We start from the raw sequence: 12685 nt of genomic DNA, 5'->3' as shown, positions 1-12685 counted from the left end.
AAAGGCATGCAGAAACCTTTTAAAGCAATACTTATTCAAGGATGGCAGCCTGATATGCATAACCGGGTTGGTCTTATCTCAGGGGAATCCTGAGTTATAAGAAAAGCACGGTTTAGGGAAAGCGCACGTTTTTGGTGTGGTCATTCATGGGAACAAGAAAAAATACATATTTGTCCTGATATTTAGGGTCTGCACTTGATACTGTGATGCGTTGAAAAAAAGCCCGGTATGTAGGGGCATAGCCGGGCAGCAGGAATCAAAAAACAAGCGTTGTAAAGTTGCTACAGGTTTTTTCTGGACAGCAATTGGTACAGCACTGGTACGACAATAAGTGTCAGCAGGGTGGAAACCAGCAGCCCTCCGATGATTGACCACCCCATGGGAGACCACATGCCAGAGCCCTGCAGTGTCAGTGGTAACAGGCCGCCAATTGTAGTCATAGTTGTCAGCAGGATCGGCACGAGACGTACCTGTGCTGCAGCCAGAATTGCCTCTCGGGTGGATAGGTTCTGATGCCGCAGCTGGTTGGCATGATCGACCAGAATAATCGAGTTATTTACAACGATACCAATCAGCGAAGTCAGTCCGATAAACGCGGTGAATGAGAAGGTATAGCCTGTCAGATAAAGCGCCAGAATTGCACCGGTAACTGCAAAGGGAATGGCAGCAAAAATAATCAGCGGCTGAATAAAAGAATGGAACTGCAATACCAGTACAGCAAAGATACCTAACAGTGCGACCAGCAAGACCTGATTCATTCCGCCAAAGGACTTTTTACGCTGCTCCTGCTCACCACCGACTTCCCAATGGATGCCCTGTGGCCACTCAACCTTGGCCAGTTCTGTTGCAATCTCATTGGTAATCGCTTCAGTTGAGTATCCAAAATCAACATCGGCGGTGATCCGGGCCATTCTCTCTTTGTCATAATGTTGCAGCCGGGCCTGAACATCATTGAGAGACAGACTGGCCAGCTGTTTCAAGGGAATCAGGTTACCGCTGGTAGACATAACGCTGGTACGATCAAGCAGGTCTATCTCCGGTGATTGCTGCCCCTGTCCCCGAATCAGAATGTCATAGTCATCGCCATTGCTGGCCCGGAAGCGGGAGACTTTCATACCAACCAGTGCAGCTCTTACCGCCTCGTCGATAGCATTGACAGGAACACCGAGCATCGCAGCCTTTTCCCGGTTGATACTGACCTGAAGATCCATCCGGGGTTTATCCAGCGGGTTATCGGCATTGATTACACCCGGTTGGGCTGCAATAACATCAAATGCCATGGCGGCAGCCTGCTGCAGTTGCTGCAAGTCATCTCCCAGCACTCGAATGGCAACCGGTGCTTCATAGGGCGGGCCCTGCATTAGCTCTTTAATCCGGATATTGGCACTGGGCAGCTGCCTGAACTGCTTTCGCAGCTCATCTACCATGGGTTCAACATCCTGTAATCTGCCAGACTTCATTTTGACCAGCAGCTGGGCATAACTGGGTACTTGCCGGTTACGGAAGATATTGTAATAAACCCGGGGATTTCCCTTGCCGATATTGGCGGTAACACTGGAAACCAGCGGCTGCCTGGCAATCAGCCGGGTAACTTGTTGAGCCATTGCGCTGGTCGCTTCCAGATCAGCATTTTCGGGCATATCAATATTGATCAACAGCATTGGCTTTTCAGCCTTGGGAAAAAGGCTGACACCAATTTGTGGCACCAGAGAAACAGAAGCCCCAAGAATCAGTACCGATACCACCACTACTTTTGTCGGGTTGTTGAGGGCAATATTCAATATGTCGCTGAAAGGGCCTGAGGAGAAGCTATTCATTCCTCTCAGAAGTACTGGCGGCCGAGTGCTTTTTCCTACTTTCAGAAAGCGACTGGCCAGCAATGGTGTCAACGTAAGCGCGATAACCAGTGAGGCGATAAGCGTCAGTGTTACTGTGACTGGCATGGAGCGCATAAAGGTGCCGGCATGAGTCTGCAGTAACAGCACGGGGAAAAATGCCAGAATCGTTGTCAGTGTACCGCTGACAACAGCCCATCCAACCTGACTGGCGCCTTCTGTGGCCGCGGTCAGACTGTCATGCCCTGTGCGCAGAAAACGGCCTACATTTTCGGTAACAACAATGGCGTTATCAACCAAAAGCCCCAGTGCGATAACCAGACCCACAATAGACATCTGCTGCAGCCCAAAGCCGGAAAAATCCAACCAGCCCAGGGCAATGATTACCGACATGGGAATCGCCAGAACAACCACCGTCGCTGCTCTCAAGCCAAGACAAGCGAGAGTTAACAGACCAACCAGTAACAACCCCTGCAACAGAGTGTCGAAGAAGTCATTAACGCGCTGATCAACGCTTTCGCTCTGGTCATGCACTATTTGCAGGGTAATATTTTGCGGCAGCTGCTGTTCAAAGCGGGTGACAGCAAGTTTCAGGTTATCCATCACCTCCATAATATTGCTGCCCTTGCGCTGCAGGGCTGAAATAAATACTCCGCGAGAGCCGTTATGGAATGCCTTGTAAACAGGCAGCGCATCATCAATTCTGACTTCGGCTACATCTTCTATGTAGACAACCCGGCCGGGTTCTGACTGGATGGCTGTGCGACGAATGTCTTCCAGTGAGCGATAGTCACCACTGGTGCGGACAGTAAATCGACTGTCCTGGGCAACAACATGCCCTCCCGGCAGGTTGGCTCCGGAGGCTCTGACAGCCTGAGCCAGCTGGTTAAGGCCAATATCCAGTGCATTCATTCGATCGAGATCAGCCAGCACTAATACCTGCTGATCAGGTAGTGCGTCGATATCAGCACGTTTCACACCATCAACACGCTCCAGCAGTGTTTCCAGCTTTTCGGCATGTGTTTTCAAGTCTGCAAACGGTCCTGTTTCAGACAGCAGTGCAACCTGCAGGATATTGGTATCACCCGGACTGATCTTTTCGATATCCAACAGCTGGATATCCTGTGGCAAATTTTTTCGAATACGGCTGATGGCAGAAACGACATCGTCGTATTTCTTGTCCGGATCCGAACCGTATAAAAACTCGACCCGAATAACAGCCAGACCATCTTCCATATTGGTCTTCAGAACTTTGACATCATCCAGTTCGTAAATAGCGTCTTCAATCGGATCAACAACCAGCTTTTCCATATCCACCGGACTGGTACCGGGATACAGCACCGTGATTGAGGACATGGGGAAGACAAATATAGGGTCTTCCGAACGGGGCATATTCTTGAATGAGAGAACGCCCAGGCACATCAATAGTAAAATAATGACCAGTGTGAACTGGTGATTATTAATCGCTAACCGGGGCAACTTCATAATGCTTGCTCCCCGGCTACTTTGTTATCAGCAACCTGAACCGGGTCACCGGCTTTAAGCAGTGTTGCGCCCTGGGTAATAACCAGTGCACTTTCCGGCAGAACATTGGTGGAATCATCACTGATCACTGCCTGCCCGTGTTTCAGGTACAGCATTCGGACGCTGGCTGTTTCTGCTGTACCGGATTCAGAATTAACCGTCAGTACGGTGGCCATACCATTGCGGGAGGATGTCAGTGAGGCCAGCGGCAGGTATGCGACTGTTTCCTGATGCTGAGGGGTAATGGTAATGCGTCCGATCAATCCCTGATAAAGACGGCGAGAGGTTATATTCAGGGTAATCTCAACATCGAAAGTGCCGGTGCTGATCGAGGCTGTCGGGGAAATAGAAGAAACCACTCCCATAAAATCTGTATCCGGCCACGCATCAAAACGGATGCTGGCCTGATCGCCTGGCTTTACCCGGACAATATCCCTGTCTGCCAGCCCGGTACGGATCACCCAGCCCTTGCTTTCATCGGCCAGCTCAAAAACAGTCTGATTGGGCGTGACCAGCTCACTGGGTTCAATAGCGCGTCGAACAATATGTCCGGAAGCAGGCGCAGTAATGCGAGAATAACGGTGGTTAAAGCGAGCTATACGCAAGTGTGAAGCGGCAACATCTCTTTCTGTCTGAGCAGCCTGTACCTGTTGATCCGATACCATATTGTGCTGCAGGTTCTGCAATCGTTTCAGGCGATCTTTGGCGTTGGCATGACGGGATTCAGCTTCTGCCAGCCTGGCGTCAATTTCCTCTGTTTCGAGAGCGGCCAGTAATTGTCCTGCTGTGACAGCATCGCCTTCGTCGACAGTAATTGATGCGACCGGGCCTCCGGTTTTGAACGACAATCGCTGTATGGATTTGTATTCAAGCCGGCCGCTGGTGTGAATCGTTCTGGCTGTCTGGACATATTTTACCGGTGTCACTGATACCGCAACCGGTTCACCGGGTTGAGCCGCAACCGCTTTAGAACTGAAGCCAAAAGCAAGACCGCAAGTCAGGAAGAATAGCGAGCTGAATTTGAAAGGCTCAAATAGGCGAGATGACATCATCCGGGATTCTGTATTTTTATTTTAAATGTATGCGGCCACTCTAAAGATCGATGTATTCACTGTCAACAATGTTGGCGGCTATCACAAAATGAAAGACAAATAAGGCACAAGCTTGTTGAGCCAAAGCATGAAATAGCGATCCGTACGTGATAAAAATGATTTCCGAAATAGACACTCTGATAATGGAACAAAATTGTGACAACAACTGCTGCCACTGAAACAGCTGCTACAACAGAACCGGCTAGTGCTGCAGAAGCGGATTGTGCAGTTGCAGTAGAAAAGCACCGTTACCATCACGGCAATTTGCGTGAAGCGCTACTGCTAGCTGCATTTAATCACCTGAATGAACAGGGTGCAGAGACTTTGAGCCTGCGAGCACTGGCGCGCTCTATCGGTGTGTCCCAGTCGGCCCCCTACCGTCACTTTGCCGACAAAAAGAGTTTGCTGGCAGCAATGGCAGCACAGGGCATTGATGAGATGTTTCTGCATATGCTGGCTTCTATTGATGATCTGGAAGACCCCGAGCAGGCACTGCTGGCGGGTGCTGATGGCTGTATCAAGTATGCACTGGCGAACCCGGAGGCGTATCGATTGATTTTCGGGCCAGGTTCCAGTGAATACCGTGACTACCCTGATGTAGAAGCTGCCCGTGAAAGGTTAATGGGAACATTGGTACAGCTGTTTGAAAGAGGGCAAGCTACCGGTATCTGTCCTCCCACAGAGCCAGCCTGGTTTCTGGCCTGTAATGCTTGGGCCAATGTGCATGGGCATATCATGTTGGTGCTGGATAACCTGATTTCCTGTGCGGTACCGGAGGGTGAAACATTTGATCTGTTGAAGTCGGTACAGATCAATATGTACGGAAAGTTGATCTCACCGAGAAAATCAACAACCCATTTGTGATGAGGGAATTAGCCAGTCGGGTTTGAATCGGCTGGCTGAAAGACTGTAGCTGAAAGTCTGTGGGCAGGGGTTTAATCTCCACCTTCAATGTAACGCTGTTCATCATAACTGCGAACCCAGTCTGGAAAGAACACGGTCATAGCTGAAGCCAGCGTTCCATTAATAAAACCTTCAGGGAATGCTGCCAGTAACATGTAAGGTAGATACTGTTCTTCTGCTGCAACCAGTGCTGAATCTGGTGCGCTCAGCATGGCGAGAAGATAAAAGGCACCGGCCATAACAATTCTAACCAGCCCCGCCCCGAAAAAGCCTCCGCCCAGCATATAGATAAACAGGTTATTGAGTTTTATCTGTGAAACCGTGAGCAGGGTTAGCTTTGTTACCGTCGCCGGAATCAGAACGCAGAAGAAAAAATTGATCGTAAAGGCATTCCAGTCACTGGCAGATGTCAGGTTCAGCAGGCCGAGGGCGATCAGCCCGGATACCACGGCGGGACTCCACCCAATCAGCATTACCACCGCTGTAAGTCCAATAAAATGCAGCCTCAAAACTTCATTCTCCAGTTTGACACCCAGTGTCCACAGGCAGAACAGAAAAATAATACTGCCCAGTATCAGGTGTTGCCGGGTGGAGACTGTAAAAACCGAGCGGAAAGGGAAGTTTCTGATGGCGACCAGTAAAGCGATAGCTGCACAGCAGACAAAGAACCATTGCCAGCTACCCGGAATCAGGTCTGGTGATATTGTCATAAGAGTTAAGGTGTAGGTGTTTGCCGAAGTGGGGCTATCTTACCGTGATCCCCTGGAATGATGTAGTCTGGTGCTTTCAATCTGTTCTTCAGGAGTCGTTTATGTCTGTGGATCTGGCACGTGTTTTGTCCAGTCGATATGCAACAAAGGTGTTTGATGCTGACAAGCCTGCTGCAGAAGATAAAACTCAACAACTGATAGAAACCTTACGACTGGCTCCATCTTCTATTAACAGCCAGCCCTGGCACTTCTATGTGATCTCCAACCCTGAAGAAAAGCGTCGCTTGTCTCAATGTGCATGGGATAGCAATAAAGCGAAATTTGATGACGCTTCACATGTGTTCGTGTTCTGTGGAAAAACTACATACGAAATTGAAGACCTGCAGGCTCTGGAAGAACTGGTGGCAGAGCAGCGTGGTACTGAAGTCAATCAGGCTCGGGTTGAGTTCCTGGGGGGCTTTGTCAACAGTATGGATGCAACCGAGCGTAAGTACTGGATAAGGGATCAGGTTTATCTGGCCTTTGGGCAGTTTTTACTGTCATGTGCTCTTTTGGAACTGGATGCTTGCCCGGTAGAAGGTTTTTCCCGTGAGGAAATGGATGAGCTGCTGGGGTTGAAAGAAAAAGGGCTGAACAGCGTTGTTGTTGGTATTGTTGGGCACAGGCATGAGGATGACTTTAACACACCAGTGAAAGCATCCAAGGTACGCTACCCCATAGAGCAAGTTGTCACCGAAATCCGTTGATTATTAGCTTCCGACTTGTTGTTCCTGCCGGAAAAGAGATTGTAGCTGCTCATAGTCACTTCCCAATAAAGTCAGCTGTTGCTCAAACTGACGAATAAGCTCATCTCGTAATTGTTGCGCCTGTTCGTAATAAGGTTGGAAACAGCTGATGTTAAATCGAATCTCTTCGAAAGCAATAGAGTAACCTATACCAAAACCATCATCTGTCGTGGGGCAAAATACAAAGTGTCTGAAGGTTGGTGGGCTCAGGTTACTGGTTGAAATAGGGCTCTGGTTCAGCCATTGAAGTGCGTTGGTTACAGAAGCCGGTAACTGGTCGCGCTCCTGCTTTGTCAGAAGTGTATGCGCCAGAAATAGGGCTCGTTCAAACCCTCTGCCACTTTTAAGAATGCGTATTTGTTGTTTATGGGTACCAAGCGCTTTTACCAGATTTTTCTGTGAAGGATGGGTAGCGTACTGTATAGATGCCTCACAAACAGCCCTTGCACACTCTGTTCGACCGAAGTGGTAGTTGCTCATTGCAACACTTTCATAGGTGTTCCTGAATTTGCCATCCGGCACAACCAATACCTGGTACTGAGCGGCAACGATAGCAATTTGCACGAATGCATCGAGACTGAAATCTTTGATTTTCTTTTCGCCCATAGCATCTGCCAGTCTTTGTAGCTCAGGGCTCCGGAACGCCTTATGAAAGAAAGCGCAGGGAGTCTTTGGTCCTTCATTTATCTGGCTGGGGAACTCGGGAGGTAAACTGTCAAAATGATGTGGACCATCAAAAGCAAGGTTGGCTTCTGCATGGCATTCCGTATCGTATCTGATCTGCTCTCTGCCAAGTCGCTCAACCCAGGTTGTACCATCTACATGTGAATGCGCCAGATTCAGGCCTATATGCTGCTCTCCAACGGCAATAATCTGCAAACTTTTGTCAAACCAGCGGTTTCTGTTTTCGCCCAGTAACAAAGATTTGAACAGCGTTGGCAGCAAATTTTTGTGCTCCATGGGAGGGTCAAGAATAACAACGAATAATGCCTTGTCGAGCATTTCGATACATGGCTGATTTGCCAGAGCTTGACGTGATAATGCAGCTTCATCTCTGGGCTGGCGGGTGACGTATGGAAGACAGCAAGCTGGTGCTGATTGGGATAAAGCTAAGTCTGCCTGTTCTTGATAAAAGGATGTCAGGGCTGCAGGCGTTATTCTTTCCCTGGTACTTATTTTATAGATACCTGTAGGTGTTACGACTGCAAAGTAGCCCGCTTGCGATGTATCTATAAGCCGGTCTTCTTCCTTCTCCGGTATTCGGGTGCTGTACAGATGATAGTGCTGTTCGACACATTGAGAGGATGGTGCGGGGGCTTCTTTCGGCAGAAGTTTGATAGTTAATACGGCCAGTTTGTGAAAAAAACTGTCGCCACTGATCCTGCTAGTATCAAGCACCAGAATATAGTTCGAAGCATAGGGAAGGGGGCGCCTGTCTGACAGGTAGCTTTTCTTCCATAGCTCTCCAAACAAGGAAGAAAAGTGATTTCCCCCTTCAAGGCTGACTAGCTTGCTTTGAAGAGTAGAGGGCATTGCTGCTGATAAGTTTTGTCCGGTCAGAGTGGCGTAATATTGAGTGAATGAATGCCAGACATGGTCCGGCGGAGAAGCAGACCAATACCCGGCTTTACAGCCTGAAATACAAGAGTATGGAGTTGGTACATGCCCGTTGGGTTGGTGCTTGTTATGCAGGGGGCACTGCGAAGGGTAGCTATACATTTTCCTGCATTGTTCACAAAAACTGGCAAAAGATGTTGCAGACAAGCACAGAAAACAAATGCCAAGCGCAAGCCTGACTTTACCGGCCAGCTGATTCATTTTTATCGTAACGCTCCAGTTTGTTCTATAAGTTGTTCTGTTGTATCGCAGCCACAGCTGTTCTTCTTCGAACAGCTGTGGCTGCTTATTTGAAGCTGTTTATGATTAGCCGTATTCAGGCTAGACCATAAACAGCTGGTGCGCTTTGGGACGCATTAGAACAACTGGAGCTTTTATTGTCTCAGGCAACGCCTTCAAGAGACTGATGGCTGTAACAGTGGCTGACTGCCGTCAAAATAGCCTGCAGCGCAGCGGCCGAACTGTCTTCATCGCTGGCAATACCGTAGTAAATCTCACCGTTATCAATTCGCGCGGCGATACAGGCCTGGGCCTGGGCATTGGTGCCACCGGTGATGGCATGCAGGTCAAACTGTTCAATATCAACCTGACATTCCAGTGCATCGCACAAGGCTTCAATAACACCTGAGCCACTGCCACTCATGACTGTCGTAACCCCGCCATTACCGACGGTAAAGCGGGCTGTAACATGATGGTCGTGAGTATGCAGCTCATAATCGTTTAACTGCCAGTCAGTCGGCACATGAACAAAGTGGCGCTGGTACAGGTCATGGATGGTTTTGGGGCGGACTTCGAAGCCACTTTCCTCTGCTGCCTGTTGAACCACCTGAGCCACTTCCGGATGGAACCACTTGGGCAGCACAATGCCAAAATCCCTTTCCAGAACCAGGGCGACACCTCCCTTGCCGCTCTGGCTGTTGATACGTACCACCTCCTCGTATTCCCGACCCAGATCATGAGGGTCGACCGGAAGATAAGCCACATTCCAGTGGGGCTGACTGTGTTCCTGGTGGTAATGCATTGATTTGCGGATAGCATCCTGGTGACTACCTGAGAATGCGGTATAAACCAGCTCACCAATCCAGGGGTGACGTGCTGGAACAGGCAGCTCGGTACAGTATTCAACGGTTTTAATAATTTCAGCCACATCGGACAGGTCGAGTTGGGGATCAACGCCCTGGGAATACAGGTTCATCGCCATGGTAATCAAGTCGGTATTGCCGGTTCGTTCACCATTGCCAACCAGTGTGCCTTCCACCCGGTCGGCACCGGCCATCAAGCCAAGTTCTGCTGCTGCAACCGCACAGCCGCGGTCATTGTGGGTGTGCAGACTGATGCGGATATGTTCACGCTGATTCAAATGGCGGCAAAACCACTCGATCTGGTCAGCGAAGATATTGGGGGTCGACATTTCCACTGTTGCCGGCAGATTGATTACGACTTTCTGACCCTGCTCTGGTTGCCAGATATTGATGACCGCATCACAAACTTCTTTGGCGTACTCGAGCTCGGTACCGGTAAAGCTTTCCGGTGAATACTGGAAGGTCCAGTCAGTTTCCGGATGACGGGCGGCATGTTCCCTGATCCAGCGGGCACCCTGAACGGCAATGCTGGTGATGCCACTGCAATCCATCCCAAATACCTGCTCCCGCTGCACAGTGGAAGTGGAGTTATATACATGGACAATGGCCTTTTTGGCGCCGCTTAATGCCTCAAAGGTGCGTGCTATCAAGGATTCCCGAGCCTGCGTCAGCACCTGTACCGTGACATCACCCGGAATCATATCTTCATCAATCAGCTTGCGGATAAACTCGAAGTCCGGAGTTGAAGCCGCAGGGAAACCAACTTCAATTTCTTTGAAGCCCAGCTTTACCAGCAACAGAAACAGTCGGGTTTTCTGCTCAACACTCATGGGGTTAACCAGTGCCTGGTTTCCGTCCCGCAGGTCTACGCTGCACCAGTCCGGAGCAGTGCTGATAACCTGATCAGGCCAGGTGCGATCTGTCAGGCGAATCGCTGGAAAGGGCTGATATTTACGGTGGTTGAACATGAAAATAATCCCGCGACTTGAGTCATATATGCTGTTGTTTTCGGGGGGCATGCTGCCGACTGGCCGGAATGCAGTCGGACAGCATGTAGGATGTGTCCGGGTAAAACACTGTTTTCAGCTTTTTAAGCTGCTGAGCCTGGTTTGAATACATCGGCTTGTGGCTGTTGTATTACCCGCTTTCTGATTCGATAGCGGGTTCAGCATTGACCGGCTCGGTATGGATTCGTAATTGTTATGACCGAAACTTCCGGCAGCGGCTTGATACAACGTCATGCTTTTGCCCTGATTGCGTCATTACGAGGAATATTTTAGGGAAGGTGGGGCGCAATTGCTGATCTTTATATGCTTGTATTGTTTTTTTTGAGCAATAATACTTAAGTCTTTGGTGATCTATATTTATAAAAATTGCGCTGGAAACCTTGTTCATGAAAACAAAGCATCACCTTGACCGTTTTGATCTGAAAATTCTCAAAGAATTACAGCGTAATGGCAGCCTTTCCAATCAGGAGCTGGCAGAGCGAGTCGGGTTAACTGCAGCGCCCTGTTCCCGCCGGGTTAAAGCACTGGAAGACAGCGGAGTCATTGCCGAGCGAGTGGTCAGGCTGGATCATCGGGCTGTTAACCTTAATCTGATTGCTTTACTGCATATCAGTATGGATAAACATATTCCTGATCGCTTTGATTCGTTTGAAAAAGCGATTGGCACCTTCCCGGAAGTATTGGAGTGCTATCTGATCACCGGGCACGATGCCGACTATTTGTTGAAAATTGCGGTGCCGGATATGGATGCCTATCACGATTTCCTGCTGGGAAGAATTACCCGGTTGCGGGGAGTAACAGGGGTGAAATCAAGCTTTATGATGCGGAAAATTGTCGATACAACGGCATTGCCGCTGGATTATGTCTCATCCTGATCAGAAGTATTGCTACTCAGGCTGCTATAAGTCTGTTTCCACTCGGCCTCCCAGTCCGAAAACTGATCGGCAGGCATGGGCTTGCCAACAAAATAGCCCTGGGCTACATCACATTGCAGCTCATTGAGTAACTGCCAGTCGGCGGCTGATTCCAGCCCTTCGGCGACAGTTTTCAGTTTCAACTTGCGGGCCAGTTCGATATTGGCCTCAACAATGGCTCGGCGGGTCGGGTCTGATACAGCATCCTTGACGAAGGACTGGTCTATTTTCAGCTCGGAGAAAGGGATTCGGTTAAGTTGCTGCATACTGGAATAGCCAGTACCGAAATCATCAATCGACAGGGTAAATCCTTTCATTTTCAGTCTGGCCAGCGTTGACAGACAGTGAGCCACATTTTCCATCACCGCACTTTCAGTAATCTCGAGCGTCAGCAGTTCCGGGCCAATACCAACGGCCTTGATCATTTGCATCAGCTTTTCCGGTAATTGAATATTGCCCAGCATGGAAGGGGAGATATTAACCGAGGTATTAATCAGCCGACCTTCAGACTGCCATTGTTTGATTTGCTCAATGGACCGGGAAATGATGGATTCGGTCATCTCATCCATCAGTCCGAATGTTTCGACCTCATTGATAAACTGTCCGGGGTAGATCATGCCTTTTTCAGGGTGTTGCCAGCGGGCCAGCGCTTCGCAGGATACCCATTGGCCATTGCTGATCAGAACCTTGGGCTGGAACCAGGGTATGATTTGGCCGTCCTGAATCGCTGTTATCAACATATCTTTGGTGATAACCAGCTCTGATGAGCCAGAACCGGAACCTGCTGCTGCCTGCTCCGACAGGAACTGCTCGAACAGTGTCTTGACCTTTTCCGGATTAATCGGCTTTTCCAGCGTTCCAAGGACTTTCATGCCATGCTCGGCAGCCATGTCTTCTACGGTGCGGATCAGTTCCGGCTCCATCGCACTGGCGACGACAATGGCTGATGTCAGCTTTTTCTCGGCGACATGGCGGATAAACTCGATACCGTCCATACCGGGCATATCCAGATCACAGATAGTGATATCGATGGGATCTGTACTTGCGGCGATCTTGTCCAGCGCATCCTGACCATCTTCGGCTTCCTGTACTGATGCGACGCCAAGACCGGTCATAACCTTGACCGCAACCATGCGCTGAAACTGATGGTCTTCCACCACCAAAAGGCGCAGTGCGTCAAAGGTCTGGGTCATAAGGCCTCTCCCTGAACAGGCTTT

Annotated in this window: 9 protein-coding genes; 3 read left to right on the top strand and 6 right to left on the bottom strand. The window is 49.5% G+C overall.

All coding sequences use genetic code 11. The features are described 5' to 3' along the window. Nucleotides 1-281 precede the first annotated feature (281 nt). Nucleotides 282-3320: an efflux RND transporter permease subunit gene (locus ACYZZ0_RS05365; RefSeq protein ID WP_461535562.1), complete on the bottom strand. Its 3039-nt coding sequence runs from the start codon at nt 3318-3320 to the stop codon at nt 282-284. Further along, entirely contained in the window at nt 3317-4411 is a 1095-nt protein-coding gene (locus ACYZZ0_RS05360) for an efflux RND transporter periplasmic adaptor subunit (RefSeq protein ID WP_461535561.1), read from the bottom strand. Before ACYZZ0_RS05360 ends, ACYZZ0_RS05365 begins: the two co-directional genes overlap by 4 nt. Nucleotides 4412-4606: 195 nt before the next feature. Here ACYZZ0_RS05360 and ACYZZ0_RS05355 point away from each other — a divergent pair, with 195 nt between their 5' ends. After that, a complete protein-coding gene (locus ACYZZ0_RS05355) occupies nt 4607-5314 on the top strand; it encodes a TetR/AcrR family transcriptional regulator (protein WP_461535560.1) in 708 nt (235 codons plus the stop codon). Nucleotides 5315-5385: 71 nt separating this feature from the next. Here ACYZZ0_RS05355 and ACYZZ0_RS05350 read toward each other — a convergent pair whose 3' ends face one another. Then, nucleotides 5386-6063: a hypothetical protein gene (locus ACYZZ0_RS05350; RefSeq protein ID WP_461535559.1), complete on the bottom strand. Its 678-nt coding sequence runs from the start codon at nt 6061-6063 to the stop codon at nt 5386-5388. Nucleotides 6064-6164: 101 nt separating this feature from the next. Here ACYZZ0_RS05350 and ACYZZ0_RS05345 point away from each other — a divergent pair, with 101 nt between their 5' ends. Continuing rightward, nucleotides 6165-6809, top strand: a complete 645-nt coding sequence (locus ACYZZ0_RS05345; RefSeq protein ID WP_461535558.1) for a nitroreductase family protein — start codon at nt 6165-6167, stop codon at nt 6807-6809. 3 nt (nt 6810-6812) lie between these two features. Here ACYZZ0_RS05345 and ACYZZ0_RS05340 read toward each other — a convergent pair whose 3' ends face one another. Both ACYZZ0_RS05340 and ACYZZ0_RS05335 read right to left on the bottom strand, forming a co-directional pair. Next, nucleotides 6813-8381 (bottom strand): choline/carnitine O-acyltransferase, encoded by a 1569-nt coding sequence (locus tag ACYZZ0_RS05340; RefSeq protein WP_461535557.1) that lies wholly within the window; start codon nt 8379-8381, stop codon nt 6813-6815. A gap of 466 nt (nt 8382-8847) precedes the next feature. Beyond that, nucleotides 8848-10515 carry a 2-isopropylmalate synthase gene (locus ACYZZ0_RS05335; RefSeq protein ID WP_461535556.1) on the bottom strand — a complete coding sequence of 556 codons (1668 nt, stop codon included), beginning with the start codon at nt 10513-10515 and terminating at the stop codon, nt 8848-8850. A gap of 425 nt (nt 10516-10940) precedes the next feature. On the opposite strand from ACYZZ0_RS05335, the gene ACYZZ0_RS05330 reads away from it, so the two are divergent. Next, nucleotides 10941-11429: an Lrp/AsnC family transcriptional regulator gene (locus tag ACYZZ0_RS05330; protein WP_461535555.1), complete on the top strand. Its 489-nt coding sequence runs from the start codon at nt 10941-10943 to the stop codon at nt 11427-11429. Here the strand turns inward: ACYZZ0_RS05330 and ACYZZ0_RS05325 are convergent. Further along, nucleotides 11414-12661 (bottom strand): EAL domain-containing response regulator, encoded by a 1248-nt coding sequence (locus ACYZZ0_RS05325; protein WP_461535554.1) that lies wholly within the window; start codon nt 12659-12661, stop codon nt 11414-11416. The genes ACYZZ0_RS05330 and ACYZZ0_RS05325 overlap by 16 nt on opposite strands. Nucleotides 12662-12685: the final 24 nt, after the last annotated feature.

Source organism: Spongorhabdus nitratireducens (assembly GCA_947387575.1).
GTDB lineage: Bacteria > Pseudomonadota > Gammaproteobacteria > Pseudomonadales > Endozoicomonadaceae > CANDOC01.
Note: the sequence above shows the minus strand (reverse complement) of the source record. Positions and strands in the feature narration are given on the sequence as shown.

What these genes read in the sequence shown, in the direction of transcription:
- ACYZZ0_RS05345 (WP_461535558.1), top strand. Translation starts at nt 6,165, where the DNA reads ATGTCTGTGGATCTGGCACGTGTTTTGTCCAGTCGATATGCAACAAAG.
- ACYZZ0_RS05350 (WP_461535559.1), bottom strand. Translation starts at nt 6,063, where the DNA reads ATGACAATATCACCAGACCTGATTCCGGGTAGCTGGCAATGGTTCTTT.
- ACYZZ0_RS05340 (WP_461535557.1), bottom strand. Translation starts at nt 8,381, where the DNA reads ATGCCCTCTACTCTTCAAAGCAAGCTAGTCAGCCTTGAAGGGGGAAAT.
- ACYZZ0_RS05360 (WP_461535561.1), bottom strand. Translation starts at nt 4,411, where the DNA reads ATGATGTCATCTCGCCTATTTGAGCCTTTCAAATTCAGCTCGCTATTC.
- ACYZZ0_RS05325 (WP_461535554.1), bottom strand. Translation starts at nt 12,661, where the DNA reads ATGACCCAGACCTTTGACGCACTGCGCCTTTTGGTGGTGGAAGACCAT.
- ACYZZ0_RS05335 (WP_461535556.1), bottom strand. Translation starts at nt 10,515, where the DNA reads ATGTTCAACCACCGTAAATATCAGCCCTTTCCAGCGATTCGCCTGACA.
- ACYZZ0_RS05365 (WP_461535562.1), bottom strand. Translation starts at nt 3,320, where the DNA reads ATGAAGTTGCCCCGGTTAGCGATTAATAATCACCAGTTCACACTGGTC.
- ACYZZ0_RS05330 (WP_461535555.1), top strand. Translation starts at nt 10,941, where the DNA reads ATGAAAACAAAGCATCACCTTGACCGTTTTGATCTGAAAATTCTCAAA.